This is a genomic window from Acidibrevibacterium sp. (assembly GCF_049965395.1).
Lineage (GTDB): Bacteria > Pseudomonadota > Alphaproteobacteria > Acetobacterales > Acetobacteraceae > Acidibrevibacterium > Acidibrevibacterium fodinaquatile.
Genome location: NZ_JBMFWJ010000005.1, coordinates 44,857 through 61,208, shown reverse-complemented (window position 1 = coordinate 61,208; position 16,352 = coordinate 44,857). Strand labels below are relative to the sequence as shown.

15 protein-coding genes are annotated in these 16,352 nt (G+C 68.9%); 12 read left to right on the top strand and 3 right to left on the bottom strand.

Annotation, left to right across the window (positions count from 1 at the left end; all coding sequences use genetic code 11):
• Nucleotides 1–85: 85 nt before the first annotated feature.
• Genes ACP5M5_RS03135 through tsaD form a run of 3 tightly spaced genes read right to left on the bottom strand, consistent with a single transcriptional unit; the run spans nt 86 to nt 2,987 of the window.
• Complete coding sequence (locus ACP5M5_RS03135) at nt 86–1,051, bottom strand: NAD(P)H-dependent glycerol-3-phosphate dehydrogenase (RefSeq protein ID WP_427935487.1); 966 nt, start codon at nt 1,049–1,051, stop codon at nt 86–88.
• Nucleotides 1,048–1,878: a 23S rRNA (adenine(2030)-N(6))-methyltransferase RlmJ gene (locus ACP5M5_RS03130; protein ID WP_427935486.1), complete on the bottom strand. Its 831-nt coding sequence runs from the start codon at nt 1,876–1,878 to the stop codon at nt 1,048–1,050. Before ACP5M5_RS03130 ends, ACP5M5_RS03135 begins: the two co-directional genes overlap by 4 nt.
• Nucleotides 1,878–2,987: a tRNA (adenosine(37)-N6)-threonylcarbamoyltransferase complex transferase subunit TsaD gene (gene tsaD / locus ACP5M5_RS03125; RefSeq protein WP_427935485.1), complete on the bottom strand. Its 1,110-nt coding sequence runs from the start codon at nt 2,985–2,987 to the stop codon at nt 1,878–1,880. Before tsaD ends, ACP5M5_RS03130 begins: the two co-directional genes overlap by 1 nt.
• 43 nt (nt 2,988–3,030) lie before the next feature.
• Here tsaD and hemC point away from each other — a divergent pair, with 43 nt between their 5' ends.
• From hemC to ACP5M5_RS03065, 12 genes are all read left to right on the top strand, one after another.
• The gene (hemC, locus tag ACP5M5_RS03120) at nt 3,031–4,035 is read left to right on the top strand and encodes a hydroxymethylbilane synthase (protein ID WP_427935484.1); all 1,005 of its coding nucleotides are present in this window, start codon (nt 3,031–3,033) and stop codon (nt 4,033–4,035) included.
• Nucleotides 4,028–4,804, top strand: coding sequence for a uroporphyrinogen-III synthase (locus ACP5M5_RS03115; RefSeq protein ID WP_427935482.1), 777 nt, complete (start codon nt 4,028–4,030; stop codon nt 4,802–4,804). The genes hemC and ACP5M5_RS03115 overlap by 8 nt, the downstream gene beginning before the upstream one ends.
• Nucleotides 4,801–5,811, top strand: a complete 1,011-nt coding sequence (locus ACP5M5_RS03110; protein WP_427935481.1) for a hypothetical protein — start codon at nt 4,801–4,803, stop codon at nt 5,809–5,811. Before ACP5M5_RS03115 ends, ACP5M5_RS03110 begins: the two co-directional genes overlap by 4 nt.
• Entirely contained in the window at nt 5,811–7,121 is a 1,311-nt protein-coding gene (locus ACP5M5_RS03105) for a heme biosynthesis HemY N-terminal domain-containing protein (RefSeq protein WP_427935480.1), read from the top strand. Before ACP5M5_RS03110 ends, ACP5M5_RS03105 begins: the two co-directional genes overlap by 1 nt.
• Before the next feature lie 67 nt (nt 7,122–7,188).
• Nucleotides 7,189–8,904 (top strand): flagellar basal-body MS-ring/collar protein FliF, encoded by a 1,716-nt coding sequence (gene fliF, locus ACP5M5_RS03100; RefSeq protein ID WP_427935479.1) that lies wholly within the window; start codon nt 7,189–7,191, stop codon nt 8,902–8,904.
• A 3-nt stretch (nt 8,905–8,907) separates the two neighbouring features.
• Nucleotides 8,908–9,921: a flagellar motor switch protein FliG gene (fliG, locus tag ACP5M5_RS03095; protein ID WP_427935478.1), complete on the top strand. Its 1,014-nt coding sequence runs from the start codon at nt 8,908–8,910 to the stop codon at nt 9,919–9,921.
• Entirely contained in the window at nt 9,918–10,622 is a 705-nt protein-coding gene (locus ACP5M5_RS03090; RefSeq protein ID WP_427935477.1) for a hypothetical protein, read from the top strand. Before fliG ends, ACP5M5_RS03090 begins: the two co-directional genes overlap by 4 nt.
• Nucleotides 10,612–10,935: a flagellar motor switch protein FliN gene (gene fliN, locus ACP5M5_RS03085; protein WP_114912478.1), complete on the top strand. Its 324-nt coding sequence runs from the start codon at nt 10,612–10,614 to the stop codon at nt 10,933–10,935. Before ACP5M5_RS03090 ends, fliN begins: the two co-directional genes overlap by 11 nt.
• A gap of 32 nt (nt 10,936–10,967) precedes the next feature.
• Nucleotides 10,968–12,362 carry a sigma 54-interacting transcriptional regulator gene (locus tag ACP5M5_RS03080; protein ID WP_427935475.1) on the top strand — a complete coding sequence of 465 codons (1,395 nt, stop codon included), beginning with the start codon at nt 10,968–10,970 and terminating at the stop codon, nt 12,360–12,362.
• Between the two features lie 6 nt (nt 12,363–12,368).
• Nucleotides 12,369–14,465, top strand: a complete 2,097-nt coding sequence (flhA, locus tag ACP5M5_RS03075; RefSeq protein WP_427935474.1) for a flagellar biosynthesis protein FlhA — start codon at nt 12,369–12,371, stop codon at nt 14,463–14,465.
• 88 nt (nt 14,466–14,553) lie between these two features.
• Nucleotides 14,554–15,492 (top strand): GTP-binding protein, encoded by a 939-nt coding sequence (locus ACP5M5_RS03070; RefSeq protein WP_427935473.1) that lies wholly within the window; start codon nt 14,554–14,556, stop codon nt 15,490–15,492.
• Nucleotides 15,489–16,340, top strand: coding sequence for a MinD/ParA family protein (locus ACP5M5_RS03065; RefSeq protein ID WP_427935472.1), 852 nt, complete (start codon nt 15,489–15,491; stop codon nt 16,338–16,340). Before ACP5M5_RS03070 ends, ACP5M5_RS03065 begins: the two co-directional genes overlap by 4 nt.
• Nucleotides 16,341–16,352 lie beyond the last annotated feature (12 nt).

The following is a 16,352-nucleotide window of genomic DNA, read 5'->3' as shown; positions in this document are numbered from 1 at the left end:
CCGGCGGGCGGCGCTGCCAGCGCCGCCCAACCGACAAAAATTTTTTGGTTCTTTTTTCTAAAAAAGAACGATTTCTCTCTCGCCGTCACTCATCCCGCAGTGGCCGCGCAAGCAATGCCATCATCGCGGCGCGGAGACTGGCTCGCCCGGAGAGCACCGCGGCGACGGCGGCGCAGATCGGCACTTCGCAGCCGGCTTTCGCCGCACGCGCGACCAGCGCCGGGGCGGTCGCAACGCCTTCGGTGACGCCGCGTTGATGGGCAAGGACGGTGGTAAGAGCTTCGCCCTGGCCGAGCGCGAGGCCGAGGCTGAAATTGCGGCTCATCGGGCCGGTCGCGGTGAGCACGAGATCGCCGAGACCGGAAAGCCCGGTCATGGTCTCCGGCTTGCCGCCGAGCGCTCGCGCCAGCCGTGCCATTTCCGCGAGCCCCCGTGTGATCAGTGCGGCGCGGGCGTTTTCGCCCAAACCGGCGCCGATCACCGCGCCGGCGGCGATGGCGATGACGTTTTTCGCCGCCCCCCCGAGTTCGGCGCCAAGCGGATCGTCATTGCCGTAGAGGCGGAATTGATCGCTTGCGAGCCTTGCCATGACCGAGAGGCGAAGCGAGGCCTCGCGCGCGGCGATGACGGCGGCGGCGGGAAGGCCACGCGCAATCTCGGCGGCGAAATTCGGCCCGCTCAGCACCGCAAGCGGCCGCGCCGGCGCGAGTTCGGCCAGCATTTCCGAAGGTAGCAGCAGGCTCGACGCCTCTATCCCCTTGGCGCAGATCACCGCCGGGCCCGCTGGCACGCCCTGCGCGACGGCGCGGAGATGCTGCACCGGCACGGCAAGCAGGAAGAGATCGGCGGTGATCGCCGAAAGATCGGCGGTGACGGTGATGGCGGGGTCGAGGGCAATGCCGGGAAGACGCGGATTTTCCCGCGTCTTTGCAATCGCGCGGGCACGCATCGGCTCGCGCGCCCAGAGCGTGACGTCGTTGCCGGCGCGTGCCGCTTGGGCGGCGAGTGCGGTTCCCCAGGCGCCGGCGCCGATGACTGCGATCCGGCTCATGGCACGGCCGTCACGGCACTGGCGAGCGGCAGCACGCGGTGAAAACTGCCTTCGTCCTCGGCCAGCCGGTCATGCAAGGCGCGCAGCAGCGCCGTCGCCGCCTCGGCGAACCCGAAAGGCGGGTTGACGATGATAACCCCGCAGCCGTTGAGCATCGCCGGGTCACGCGGCGCGCGCCGGCAGAGTTCGGCTGCCAGCGCGTCGGCGAAACCGCTTTCGCTCAGCAGAGCGTGGATTTGCCGCACGCGGGCGCGCGATTTGATCGGATACCAGGCGGCAAGCACGCCGGTCGGGAACCGGCGATGGGCGCGACGGAGACCGTCTGCGAGGCGCTCAAACTCGTCCTCGGCCTCGAAAGGCGGGTCGATGAGGGTAAGGCCGCGCCGTTCCGGCGGCGGCAGCAAGGCGCCGAGCGCTTCCCAGCCGTCGCGCCGATGGACGGCAACCGCGGGATCGCCGGCAAAAAGCCGCTTGAGCGCCGCCGCTTCCTCGGCATGCCATTCGCAGCAGGCGAGCCGGTCGCCCGCGCGCATCAAGGCTCGGAGCAATAGCGGCGAGCCGGGATAGAGGCCGAGGCGTTCGACAATGCCGAGATAATCGCCGAGCACCGGGTCGGGGGCGGCGCGCAGGCGGGCGATGCCGTCGCGCCACTCGCCGGTGCGTGTCGCCTCGGCGCTTTCGAGGTCATAGCGGCCGCGGCCGGCGTGGGTGTCGAGAAAAAATGCCGGCTTGTCCTTGCGGTGCAAGGCGCGCACCAGCCACACCAGCAGCGCGTGCTTGACGCAATCGGCGAAATTGCCGGCGTGGAAGGCATGGCGGTAATTCATCAGGCGACCGGGGTTGGCGTAAGCGCCATGTCGGGCGCATCCAGTGGCCAGCGCGGGCGTGGCGCGTGCGCGAGATCGCCGAGCGCGCCGGCTCGCAGCCGCTCGATCCCTGCCCAGGCGACCATCACCGCATTGTCGGTGCAGAGCCGGAGCGGCGGTGCGATCAGGCGACACCCATGCCGCGCGGCGATCGTGGTGAGCGCGGCGCGGATTGCCTGATTGGCCGCGACCCCGCCGGCGATGACCAGGTTCGCCGCGCCGGGATGGCGGTCACGAAAGAGGGCGAGGGCGTGATAGGTGCGATCGGCGAGCACGTCGGTAACCGCCGCTTGAAAACTCGCGGCGAGATCGGCGGCGGCGGCGCGCGGCAAGGGGCCCGGTGGGAACCCGGCGACGGCCTGCGCGAGCGCGGTTTTGAGGCCGGAAAAACTGAAATCGCAGCCGGCGCGGCCGAGCAGCGGGCGCGGCAGCGCAATCGCGCGCGGGTCGCCCTCGGCCGCCAGGCGCTCGAGCGCCGGCCCGCCCGGCCAGGCGAGGCCGAGCAGCTTCGCCGCCTTGTCGAACGCCTCGCCGGTCGCGTCATCGAGGGTGCGACCGAGCACGCGATAACGCCCGAGCCCCTCCACCGCGACGAACTGGCAATGCCCGCCCGAGACCAGAAGCAAGAGATAGGGAAAGGCGAGCCCGCCCTCGGCGAGGCCGGGGAGCCGCGCGGTCAGCGCATGGGCTTCGAGATGATTGATCGGAAGAAATGGTTTGCCCCAGGCAAGCGCGAGGCCCTTGCCGAAATTCGCGCCGACGATCAGCCCGCCGATCAGCCCCGGCCCCGAGGTCGCCGCGATCGCCGCGATCGCGGCACTGCCGATGCCGGCTTTGGCGAGCACCGCCTCGGTGAGCGGCGCGAGATGGGTGAGATGGGCGCGCGCCGCAACCTCCGGGACGACCCCGCCGAAGGCGGCGTGCGCGCCGGTCTGGCTGAGCACGGTTTCGTCGAGAATGCGGCCGTCACCCGCGAGCAGCGCGACCGCGGTTTCGTCGCAGGAACTCTCGATCCCGAGCACCGCGCCGGCGACCAGCCGGTCTTTGATTTCGGGATGGCCGATTTGCATGTCAGTGCTTTCCTTTCTAGCGCTCCGGTTTTAGGAGAGCCCGATGGACCTTGCCCCCTCCCATAGCGCCGGGCATCACCCGCGCGTCAAGCCACACGCGCGGGAATTGCCGCTGCGCGTCGGCACCCGTGCCTCGCCGCTGGCGCTGGCGCAGACCCGGTCGTTCCTCGCGCTGCTGCGCCATTTCTGCCCGGTGCTGCGCAGCATGAATGTGTTCGAGGAGCATGCGATCCGCACCACCGGCGATCTGGTACAAGATCGGCGGTTGGCCGAGATCGGCGGCAAGGGGTTGTTCGCCAAGGAAATCCATGAGGCGCTGGCGGATGGCCGGATTGATTTTGCCGTCCACAGCCTCAAGGATCTGGAAACCGCACTGCCGCCCAATATCGTGCTCGCCTGCACGCTGCGGCGCGAGGATGCGCGCGATGCGCTGCTCCTCGGCGCCGGATGTGCCGCCGGCGAACCCGAGGATCCCTATGCCGCGCTGCCGCAGGGGGCGGTGATCGGCACCTCCTCGGTGCGGCGTCAGGCGCAGTTGCTGCACGCGCGGCCCGATCTTCGCATCGTGACGCTGCGCGGCAATGTCCAGACCCGGCTCGACAAACTCGCGGCGGGGGCGTGTGATGCGAGCCTGCTCGCGCTTGCCGGGCTGCGCCGGGTCGGGCTCGCCGAGGTGCCGAAGCTGGTTCTCGACCCCGTGGTCATGGTGCCGGCGGCGGGGCAGGGGATCATCGGCATCACCGCCCGCGCCGATGATGAGGAACTGCTCGATCTCCTCGCCGGCATCGAGGATCCCGAGGCCAAGGCGGTCGCCACCGCAGAGCGAGCGTTGCTCGCTTGTCTCGATGGCTCCTGCCGCACGCCGATCGGCGGCTATGCGCGGGTTTTGCCGGATCAGCGGCTGCATCTGACTGGCCTCGTCGCGCGCGCCGATGGCAGTTTCCTGCTTAAGCGCGAGATCGTCGGCGAGGCCGGGGAAGCGGCGCGGCTCGGCACCGAACTCGGCATGAGCCTGCGCGCCGAAAGCCCCGCCGATATCTTTGCCTGACCACGCTCGCCCGGCCGCGCCGACGCGAGGGGAGAGCGGTGGCGTTCTCGTCACAAGGCCGCTGCCGGCCGCGCTGGCGACGGCGGCTCTGCTCACCGCCCGCGGCTATACGCCGGTAATCGCCCCGCTCCTGACAATTTTACCATGCCCGGCCGATCTGCCGCCGCCCGAGGAGCTACAGGCGATTTTGGTCGGAAGCGGCAACGCCGTCGATCACCTGCCGGCGACGCATCGGCAGCTCCGCCTGCTCGCGGTCGGGAACGCAACGGCCGCGCGCGCCCGCCGCGCCGGCCATGGCGCGGTCGCGAGCGCGGCAGCGGATGCGGCGCGGCTTGCCGCCCTCGCCGGTGCGACGCTCGATCCTGCCGGCAAGCCGCTGCTGCTCGCGGTCGGCGAGGGGCAAGGTGCCGCCCTTGAGGCGGCGCTCACCGCCCAGGGGTTTCGCGTTCTGCGCCGGGCGGTCTATACCACGGCGGCGGCGGCTTCCTTGCCGGCTGCCGCCCGCGCGGCCCTTACGGCGCCGGCGGAATCGTTATCGAGACCGTCGTCGGAGGGACCAACAGTGCGGGCCGGGCTATTCTTCTCTGCCGAGACGGCGCGGGTGTTCCGGCGCCTGGTGGAAGCTGAAGGGATAGCCGATCGCCTCAGCGCGCTCGTTGCGCTGGCGATCAGTGCCGCCACCGCCGCCGAACTCCGCCCCTTGCCGTGGCGGGAGGTACGCGAGGCTCATCATCCCGATCAGGAGGCTTTGCTGGCGCTCTTGCCATGACCGAAGATCCCATCCCCGCGCCGCCGCCTGCCACCGAGGCCGCTTGCGAAGGCGAAACCGCGCCCGCGGCGCAGGCGGCCGACGCTGCCCGGCCGGTCGCCCGGACGACATCGCTGTTACCGCTTTTGGTGCTGCTCGACCTCGTATTGCTCGCCGGTGGCCTCGCCTATCTCTGGCGGTTTCCGCCTTATGCCACGGAGGCGCGCCTTGCCGCCCTCGAGCACGAGGTGGCGGCGCGGCCGGCCGCATCGGGCGGGGAGGTCGATCTCGCGCCGCTCGAGGCTCGGCTCGAGGAGACCGCCAAACGTCTTGCAGCACTCGAACAGGCGCCGGCGGGAGGGGGGGACACGGCGGCACTCGTGCAGCGGCTGGCGGAGGATGAGGCGCGGCTCGCGAGCTTAGCCAAGCAGCAAGCCGACCTCGCGCAAGCGAAGCAGGGCGCGGCCGCGATCGATGCTGCGGCGCTGCTGGCGCGCTTGCGTGACGACGAAGCCCGGCTCGATACCTTGGCGCAAAATGATGGCGCGGTCTCGCGCCAGATCGCGATCGTCGCCGACCAGACGACGCGGCTTGCCCGCTTACGGGCGGCGGAAAACGCGCTCGCCGCTGGTCAGCCGCTCGGCGATCTGCCGGGCGCGCCGCCGGCGCTGGCGCGTTTCGCCGAGACGCCGCCGCCGACGCTTGCCTCCCTTCGCGCAACGTTTCCCGCCGCGGCGGCGGCTGCCCGCGCCGCTAATCCGCCCCCCGGCTTAGGCGCGCGGCTGATGGATTGGCTCGGCGCGGCGGTGACGGTGCGGCACGGCGATCAGGTGCTGGTCGGCGACAGGCTTGCCGCCCAGTTGACAAAGGCGGAGGCCGCGCTCGCCAACGATGATCTCGCGGGCGCGCTTGCCGCCCTGGCGCCGATCGAGGGCGCGTCGGCGGCGGCGCTCGCGCCATGGCGGCAGAACGCCGAAAGCCTCCTCGCCGCGCGCCGCGCGCTCGCCGATCTTCTGGCGGGGCGTTGATGCGGCGCGTTCTGTTCCTGTTGCTCGCCGCCGCGGCAACGGTTCTCCTCACCCTCGGTTTTTTCGCGCTGCCGCGCGTCGTGAATCTCGAGATCGGCGCCTGGACGATCGAAACCTCTGGGGCGGCAGCGGCGATCTTGCTCGTCATCGCGCTCGCGCTGGCCTATGGCGTCGTGCGGCTCATCCTCCGTCTCCTTTTTTTGCCGCGGCGCTGGCGGCGCTGGCGGCAGGCGCGGGGGCGGCGGCGCGGCGAGAGGGCGGTGACGCGGGCGCTGGTGGCGCTCGCGGCCGGTGAAGGGGCTGCGGCGCGGGTCGAGAGCGAGCGGGCGCGGCGCGGGCTCGGCGATACCCCGCAAACCCTGCTGCTTGCCGCTTATGCCGCGCGCCAGGCCGGCCAGGATGCCGAGGCGGCGGCGCTGTTCGAGACCTTGGCGCGGCATCGCGAGGCGAGTTTCCTTGGGCTGCGCGGCCTGTTTCAGCAGGCCGCCGGACGGGAGGATTGGGAGGCGGCGGCGCAGCTCGCGCGGCGCGCTGAAGCCGCGTTCCCTGGGGCTGCGTGGCTGCGGCGTGAGCGTTTGGCGATAGCGCTCCGCCGCGGCGCCTGGGCGGAGGCCCTGGCTCTGGCGGGGCCGGATGCGCCGCGCGCGGCTTACGCCGCCGCCGCCGCGATCGCCGAGCCCGATCCTGCCGCCGCACTACGCCTTGCCCGCCGTGCCTTTCAGGATGATCCCCGGCTCACCCCCGCCGCTCTCGCCTATGCCGAACGGTTGCGCGCGGTCGGCAAGGAGCGGGCCGTCATGCGGTTGTTGCGCGCTGCTTGGGCGGCCAACCCACATCCCGATCTCGCGGCGTTCGCGCTCGCGCCGCTCGCGGACGCGGTGGCCCGGCTGCGCGCCGCCGAAACACTGGTCGCGGGGCGGGCGGATGATGCCGAAAGTCATTTCCTCCTCGCCCGCGTGGCGCTCGACGCGGGGCTGATCGGTCAGGCACGGCATCACGCCGAAGCCGCGCGCGCGACGCTCCGCCAGCGCCGCGTTTTCTTGCTGCTCGCTGACATCGCCGAGCGCGAGGCCACCGACGAGGAATACCGGGCCGCCGCCAACGAGGCACTGTCATTGGCGCTGCGGCAGGCGGCGGCGGCCGAGCCCGATCCCACCTGGCATTGCGATGCCTGCGCCGCCCACTTGGCCGCCTGGCAGCCGCTCTGCCCGGCCTGTGGGGCGCAGGGAAGGGTGGTCTGGGGGCAGGTCCCGACTCGGGCGCTCGGCCACGACCCGGCAAAATCTACCGCGCTGTTAACCCCAAGGTAATCGCCACCCGGCAATCTCTGCCCATGGCAAAAGGCCAAATGGCCGGGAGCGGGTGGAGCATGGAGCGGTGGATGCTTTGGCCCTTGGCGGCTTCGGCGCGCCGGGCGGTTTTGGGCGCTATGGTCAGCGTAGGGGCAGCGTGATGCAGCCGCTGCTCGATGGCCTTAAGACGCTCGGCCCACTGCGTCTTGCCGCGATGGCGGCGGTGGCGGTCGGCACGCTCGGTCTGCTCGCGCTGCTCGCCTTTCGCGGCACCGAGCAGCGCATGGCTCTGCTCTACAGCGATCTCGACATGCGGGAATCAGCGCAGATCGTCGAGCAGCTCGATCACGCCCATATCGCCCATCAAAGCGGCCATGACGGCGCGGAGATCCTCGTTCCCACCGATCAGGTGGCGAAGGCGCGGCTTCTGCTCGCGAAAGATGGCCTGCCGAGCGGCGGCTCGGTCGGCTATGAAATCTTTGATCGCTCCGACACGCTGACCGCCAATCAGTTTCAATTGGCGATCGACCAGACCCGGGCGCTGGAGGGCGAGCTTGCGCGCACCATTCGCGCGATCCATGGCGTTCGCGCCGCCCGCGTGCATCTCGTGCTCCCGCGGCGCGAGCCGTTTTCACGCGACCCCGAGGAGGCGCAGGCGAGCGTGCTCCTCACCATGGCCGGCGCGTCCCGGATGGATCGCGACGAAGTACAGGCGATCCTCAATCTCGTCGCCGCCGCGGTGCCGAGCTTGAAACCACAGAACATCTCGATCGTCGATAGCCGCGGCAATCTTCTCGCCCGCGCCGGCAACCCTGTCGGTGATGGTGCGGCGGCGATGACCGCGGACGAAATCCGCCGCGCGACCGAGCTTCGCCTCTCGCGCGCCGTCGAGGAGATGCTGGAGCAAAGTCTTGGCTTTGGCCATGTTCGCGCCGAGGCCTCGGTGCAGATGAATTTCGACCAGTTGCATCAAACCGAGGAGAAATACGATCCCGACGGGCAGGTGGTGCGCAGCCAGCAGAGCGTCACCGACAATTCAAAATCGACCGATGGCGCGAACAACGTCTCGGTACAGAATAATCTCCCCAATCCCGACAACGGCACCTCGAATACCACCAGCCAGGAAGGGCGCCAGGAAGATACGACGAATTACGAAATCAGCAAATCGGTAAGAACCCTGGTCCATGACGCGCCGCAGATCCAGCGCATCAGCGTCGCGGTGATGGTGGATGGCGCCATGATGCCGGGCAAGAGTGGCAAGCTGGAATGGCAGGAGCGCAGTCCCGAAGAGATCGCGCGGATCAGCGCTCTGGTCAAAAGCGCTGTTGGATTTGATGAGAAGCGCGGCGATCAGGTGCAGGTGGTGAGCATGCGCTTCACGCAGGGCGACATCGCGACGCCGACGGCGACCGGCCCGTTCGGCCTTGCGCTCGAACATGCTGACATCGTCCATCTCGTCGAAACGCTGCTCTTTGGCATCGTCGGCGTCCTCGCCCTGCTCGCCGTCTTGCGGCCGATGGTGCTGCGTCTGACGACGATCGCGGCGCCGCCGGCGCTGGCCGGGCCGATTGATGGCCGGGAAGACGTGGCGGCGGGGAACCTGCTTGCCGGGGTCGATGGCGTCGCGCTCCCGGGAGCGGCGCAGGTCGCCATGTTGGAGGATGAGAGGATGACGACGCTCGCCAATATAGAGGGACAGATGAGGCTTTCCTCGATCCGCAAGATCGCTGATCTGGTAGATAAGCATCCAGAAGAATCTGTCGCCATCATGCGTGGCTGGATGGCCGAGGAGCAGAGCTGAGCGATGGCCAAGATCGATGATCCGCGCGGCTTGAGCGGGTCGCAAAAGGCCGCGATTTTGATGCTGGCGCTCGGTGAGGAGCAGAGCGGGCGTATCTTTGCCCTGATGCATGAGGACGAGATCAAGGAAATCTCCGCAGCGATGGCGCAGCTCGGCTCGGTGCGGGCCGATCTTGTCGAGCGCTTGTGTAACGATTTTTCCGAAAGCCTCGGTGGGGTTGGCAATATCGTCGGCAGCTTCGAGAGCACGGAGCGGATCTTGCAGCGCGCCCTGCCGCGCGATCGCGTCCAGCAGATCATGGAGGAAATCCGAGGGCCAGCCGGGCGCACGATGTGGGACAAGCTCGGCAATGTCAGCGAGGCGGTGCTCGCGAATTACCTCAAGAATGAATATCCGCAGACCGTTGCCGTCGTTCTCTCGAAGGTCAAGCCCGACCACGCGGCGCGGGTTCTGGCGTTGCTGCCCGAGTCCTTCGCGATGGAGGTGGTGATGCGCATGCTGCGCATGGAGAGCGTGCAGAAGGAAGTCTTGGAGGGTGTCGAACGCACGTTGCGCGCCGAGTTCATGTCTAATCTCGCGCGCAGCACCCGGCGCGACTCTCATGAAATGATGGCGGAAATCTTCAATAATCTCGACCGCCAGAGCGAAACCCGCTTCCTTGCCGCGCTCGAGGATCGCAACCGTGAATCGGCGGAGCGGATCAAGGCGTTGATGTTCACGTTCGAGGATCTGCAACGTCTCAGCGGTGTGGCTATTCAGGTTCTGATGCGCACCGTCGAGAAGGACAAGCTGCCTATCGCCCTTAAGGGCGCCTCTGAGAAAGTGCGTGATCTCTTCCTCTCCAACATGTCCGAACGCGCCGGGCGCATGCTGCGTGAGGAGATCGAAAATCTCGGGCCGGTCAAACTCCGCGACGTCGATGAGGCACAGGCCAGCATCGTCTTGGTGGCCAAGGAACTTGCCGCGCAAGGTCAGATCGAGATCAGCGAAAGCAAGGGCGAGGAGTTGGTCTATTGAGCGGGGCGACGAAAATTCCGCCGCGTGCCGAAGCCGGCAAACGAAACCTGTTCATCGAGGATTTCGATGCGATTGACGCACCGGTGGCGGAGACGCCGGCGGCGGATGAGGCCAATGAGCCCGAAATCATCACCGCGGTCTTCACGGCCGAGGATGTTGAGGCGGCGCGGCTCAGCGGCTACGAAGCGGGTGTCGCGGCGGGACGGGCGATGGTGCTCGGCGCGCGCGAGGCCGCGCTCGATGGCCTGCTCGCGGCGATCCGGGGGGCGCTCGCGGAGGCGGCGGCGGGTGCGAAGCTGCGCGCCGACGAGATCGGGCACGCCCTGGCGCGGATGCTGACGGGCTCGCTCGCGGCGGTATTGCCCGATCTCGTTCGCCGCCATGGCGCCGCCGAAATCAGCCGGCTGATGCGCGAATTGCTGCCGCCGATGGCGCTTGAGCCCGAGATCATAGTGTCCATCGCCGCTGGCGATCGGGAGACGCTGGCGGCGGATCTCGAGCGTCTCGATGGATCGCTTGCCGCAAAGGTGCGTCTCGTCAGCGAGGCCGGCATGAGCGCGGGCGACGTCACGATTACCTGGAAAAATGGCCGCGCCAGCCGCGATAGTGCGGCGCTGCGGCGCCAGCTCGTCGAATTGTGGCAGGGTTTCGGGCTGGATGCGGACAGTCATGCGGAAAGGGAATTGGCCGATGTCGAATGAGCCGGATTTCATCGAGGGTAGTGACGCGCTGGATATCACCGATACCAGCGTGCCGCGCGGTGCGCGCGATCTCGAAGCGGTCTACGACATTCCGGTCACGGTGAGCGCCGTTCTCGGCAAGGCGACGATGCAGGTCAATCAATTGCTCAAGCTCGGCCGCGGCGCCGTGGTCGAACTCGACCGCAAACTCGGGGAGGCGATCGATATCTACGTCAATAACCGGCTCGTCGCGCGTGGCGAAGTGGTGATGGTCGACGATAACCGGCTCGGCGTGACGATGACCGAAATCGTCAAAGCGGATCGGGTGGTTTGAGGCGCTTTCGCGGATAGGGGCGGTTGCGGACGATGCAAGTTCTGATCATCGGATCCTTGGCGGCGGAACTCGGTCAGGCGGCGCAGATCGCGATCGCGCGCGGCGTCCGGCTCGACCAGGCCGATGGCATCGAGCCGGCATTGATCCGGCTGCGTGCTGATGCCCGCGTCGATCTCGTGCTCTGTGACGTCCGCCACGACATCGCGGCGCTGATCCGCGCGATGTTTGCCGAGCGCATCCTGGTGCCGGTCGTCGCGTGCGGGGTTGGCAATGATCAGGAGGCGGCGGTGCGCGCGATCGAGGCGGGGGCGCGGGAATTCCTGCCGCTGCCGCCGGATGCCGAGTTGATCGCGGCCATTCTCGAATCCGTGGCTGGGGAGAGCCACGCGTTGATCGTGCGCGACCCGCTCATGCTCGCAACCCTTCGCCGCGCCGAGCAGGTCGCGCGTTCGGACGCGTCGCTGCTGATCTCAGGAGAATCGGGCACCGGCAAGGAGGTTCTGGCGCGCCATGTCCATCGCCGTTCGCGCCGTGCGGCGGCGGCGTTCGTTGCCCTCAATTGCGCGGCGATTCCAGAGAATTTGCTGGAGTCAGAACTTTTTGGCCACGAGAAGGGCGCCTTTTCCGGCGCCATCGCGCGCCGGGTCGGCAAATTCGAGGCCGCTGACGGTGGCACGCTGTTGCTCGATGAAATCAGCGAGATGGATATCCGCCTTCAGGCGAAGCTATTGCGGGCGATCCAGGAGCGCGAAATCGACCGTCTCGGCGGCAACGGACCGGTGCGCGTGAATGTGCGCCTCATCGCCACCACCAATCGCGATCTCAAGAGCGAGATCGCTGCGGGGCGGTTTCGCGAGGATCTTTATTTCCGACTCAATGTCGTCAATCTGGTGATCCCGCCGCTCCGCGAGCGGCCAGCCGATATCATCGCCTTGGCGGAACATTTCGCGCAGCGCTTCGCCGAACTCAACGGCGTGCCGGCGCGGCCGCTGGCGGAGGAAGCGCGCGCCGCGCTGCGCCGCCATCCCTGGCGGGGCAATGTGCGCGAACTCGAAAACATCCTCCATCGCGCCGTGCTGCTCGCGGAAGGCGACGAGATCGATCTCGCGGCCATTGAACTGCCGGCGGCGGAAGGCTTGGCGCTCGCGGCAAACGGCCGGCCCGCAACGCCCGCGGGGGGTGCGGTCGCGACCCCGGCGCCAGGCGCGGCGCCGGTTTCGGCGCTGGTCGGGCGCACGGTTGACGAGGTCGAGCGCGATCTCATTCTCGAAACCCTGGAACATACTTTCGGCAACCGCACCCATGCCGCGGTCATGCTCGGCATTTCGATCCGGGCGCTGCGCAACAAGCTTCGCGATTACGCGGCGCAGGGACTTGCCGTGCCGCCGCCGCCGGCCGGCAGCATGGCGTCTGCGGCGGTGGCCTGAGGCGCCATGGCCGACATCGCGGCGAAACCAGCGGCGCCCTGGCTCGCCGTCTTCGGCGGGCGGCTTCGTCCCTATCTGCCGGGGAGCGATATCGGGCTCGCGCTCGGTGTCGTTGCCTTGCTTTCGGTGCTCATCCTGCCGCTGCCGCCCTTCGTGCTCGATATCTGTCTCTCGCTTTCGATCACGGCGTCGATCCTTGTCCTGATGGTCGCGCTGTTTCTCGAAAAGCCGCTCGATTTCTCGAGCTTCCCGACCTTGTTGCTGCTGACGACGCTGCTGCGCCTGGCGCTCGAAGTCGCGACGACGCGGCTGATCCTCGCCCACGGCAATGAGGGGCCGCTCGCGGCCGGGCATGTTGTTGCCGCCTTTGGCGGTTTTCTCATGGGCGGCGACGTGGTGATCGGCGTCATCTTGTTTGCGATCCTGCTCGTCGTCAATTTCATGGTCATTACCAAAGGTTCTGGCCGTATCGCCGAAGTTTCCGCGCGCTTCAGCCTCGATGCCATGCCCGGAAAGCAGATGGCGATCGACGCCGATCTCTCCTCGGGCATGATCGACGACAAGACGGCACGCCGCCGGCGGCGCGAACTGGAGGCCGAGAGCGGCTTTTACGGCGCGATGGATGGTGCCGCGCGGTTCGTCCGCGGCGATGCCATCGCGGCGTTGATCATCACCACAATCAATATCGTCGGTGGCCTTACGATCGGTCTCGTGCGCCATGGCATGCCGTTCGCCGATGCCGCCGCGACCTTCACCACGCTGACCGTCGGGGATGGGCTGGTCGCGCAGATCCCGGCTTTGTTGGTCTCCACCGCCGCTGGCATCGTCGTCACCAAGGGCGGCATGGAGGGCAAGGCGAATGTCGCCCTGCTCGCCGAGATCGGCGGGCGGCCGAAGCCGCTCGCGCTCGCCGCTGGCGCCGCGACGGTGCTGGCGCTGATGCCGGGTTTACCGGCGCTCCCTTTTCTCGGGCTTGCTGGGGTCGCGGGGGGGGCTGCGTGGCTGCGGCGCAACTATGCGCCGTCGCTATCGCTCGCGCTTCCCGCGGGCGCGCCGGCGGCACCGGCCGAACCGCCGATCAGCGAGGCGCTGCGTATCGATCTGATCCGGCTCGAACTCGGCTATGGCTTGCTTGCGTTGGCAAGCGGCGATCCGCCGCGCCTGACCGAGCAGATCAAAGGGATGCGCCGCGCCATCGCCGCCGAAATGGGCTTCGTGCTGCCGCCGGTGCGCATCCAGGACAATATGCAGCTTCCCGCCGAGGGCTATGCCATTCGCATCAAGGAGATCGAGGCCGGGCGGGGCGAGGTGCGGATGAACGCGCTGCTCGCCATGGATCCCAAGGGTGGGCGGCCGGAGCTTGCCGGCGAACGCACCACCGAGCCGGCATTCGGCCTGCCGGCGCTTTGGATCGCGCCGGAAGCGCGCGAGGAGGCGACCTTCCGCGGCTGCACCGTCGTCGATCCGCCGAGCGTGCTCGCGACCCATTTGACCGAGATCGTGCGCGAGAACATGGCGGAATTGCTGTCTTATGCCGAGACCCAGAAACTCCTCGATGAATTGCCGCGCGAACAGCAGAAATTGGTCGCAGACATCATCCCGACGCAGATCTCGGTCGGCGGGGTGCAGCGTGTCTTGCAGGCGCTGCTTGCCGAGCGGGTTTCGATTCGCGATCTCCCCACCATTCTGGAGGGCATCCAGGAGGCAACGAGCGGCCAGGGGCGCGGCTTCGGGGCCATCGTCGCGCATGTGCGCGCCCGCCTCGCGCGGCAACTGAGCGACAGCCATGTCGGCGCCGCCGGCTATATCCCGCTGGTCACGCTGTCTCCGGAATGGGAGGGGGCCTTCGCCGATGCTCTGGTGGGACCGGCCGAGGATCGCCAGCTCGTGATGTCGCCCCAGCGGCTGCAGGACTTCATGCATCGCTTCCGGGCGGTCTTCGAGCAGGCTGCCGCGGGCGGCGAGGCGCCGGCGTTGCTGACCAGCGCGCCGATCCGCCCGCATGTGCGCGCGATCGTCGAGCGCATCCGCCCGGCGACCGCGGTGCTAGCACAGTCGGAAATCCATCCACGCGCCCGCATTCGCACCGTCGGTACGATATGATGGGTTCGCACCGGGACATGAGGATGGCGTTGCGGGTGGGCGGGCGCCGGCTGTGGCGCCCCGCCCCGCCTGATGGGGGACGCACGCGATGCGACTGAAGCTCTATCGCGCGCCTACCATGGCGGAAGCGATGGCGGCGTTGCGCCGCGAACTCGGCGCCGAGGCGCTCATTCTCGGCAGCCGACGGGTGGCGGGCGGTGTCGAGGTGACGGCCGCGCTCGATCCCGAGGCGGCGTCCCCCTCTGGCGCGGCGGGGGATCCGCTGGCCGCCGGCGGTCAGCGCGAACGGCGGGAGGCACTCGCGTTTCACGCGGTTCCGGAGGCGCTCGCGGCATTGCTCGAAGAGGGCGATCTCGCGACGATGCTGTCCCGTCATTTCGCTTTTGCCACCTTGCCGCTCGCGGCCGGGGCGGCGCCGCTCTTGTTCGTCGGCCCGCCGGGCGCCGGCAAGACTTTGACGGTCGCGCGGCTGGCGACCCGGCTGGTGCTGGCGGGGGGCGCGCCACTGGTGATTTCCGCCGATGGCAAGCGCGCCGGCGCGACCGAACAATTGGCGGCTTATACGCGGCTGCTCGACCTCAATCTTTTGGTCGCGAGTCAGCCGGTATCGCTCGCCCGCGCTCTGACGCGGCGGAGCGAGGGGGCGCCGGTATTGATCGACGCGCCGGGGATCGATCCTTTCGATCCCGCCGCCGGCGCGGAAATCTCCGCTCTCGCCGGCGCGGCGGGGGCGCGGGTCGTTTTGGTGCTGCCGGCTGGGCTCGATGTCGCCGAAGCCGCCGATCTCGCCGCCGCCTTCGCCGCTGCCGGCGCGCTCGCCCTGGTTGCGACCCGGCTCGATGTCGCGCGGCGGCTGGGCGGCGTGCTCGCCGCCGCCGCCGCCGGCCGGCTCGGCCTCGCCGAGGCCGGGGTGGGCAGTGGCGCCGCCGACGGGTTGGTGCCGATGACCGCCGATTTTCTTGCCGAGCGACTGGTTCGGGGCGTTGGCCCGGCCACTGCCCGGCCTCCAGCAGAGGCGTATGCATGATGCTCGATGTCCGTTCGATCAGCCAAGGCGACCGTCCCGGTGTGCCGGTGGGCAAGGTGCTGCCGCTGCGGCGCGGGCGTCTGATCGCCATCGCTTCGGGCAAGGGGGGGGTGGGGAAGACCTGGCTCGCGATCACCCTCGCCCACGCGCTCGCCCGCGCCGGGCGGCGGGTGTTGCTGTTCGATGGCGATCTCGGTCTCGCCAATGTCGATATCCAGCTCGGCCTGATGCCGGAGCGCGATCTCGGCGGCCTGATCACCGGGCGGGCGAGCTTGGCCGAGAGTGTCACCGCGTTTGCGCCGGGCGGGTTCGACATTCTCGCCGGCCGTTCCGGCTCGGGCGCGCTTGCCGCCTTGGAGCCGCCGGCGCTGGCCCGGGTGTTGGCGGAATTGCGGGCCGCAACCGCGCTCTATCAGACCGTCGTGCTCGATCTTGGCGCCGGGCTCGATCGCGCGGTGCGGCGGATGGCGGTGGCGGCCGATACCCTGGTGGTGGTCGCGACCGATGAGCCGACCAGCCTCACCGATGCCTATGCGGTGCTAAAACTCTACGCCGCCGATTGCCTGCCGGAGAAAGGGGGCGGCGATGTCCGGGTCGTGGTGAACCAGGCGGCGAGCCAGGCCGCGGGCGAAAAAACGTTTGCGACGCTGGCGCGGGCTTGCCAGGCCTTTCTGGGCCGCGCGCCGGACTATGCCGGCGCGGTGCGGCGTGACGACCGGGTGCGCGAGGCGATCCGTCGCCAGAGCCTTCTCCTCACCCGTCACCCGGCGAGCCCGGCGGCGGCGGATGTCGAGCGTCTGGCGGCCGGTCTCGCGGCCGAGCCGCGAGGGCTTGTCGCCGGGGGCTGACGCTGGTAGCGC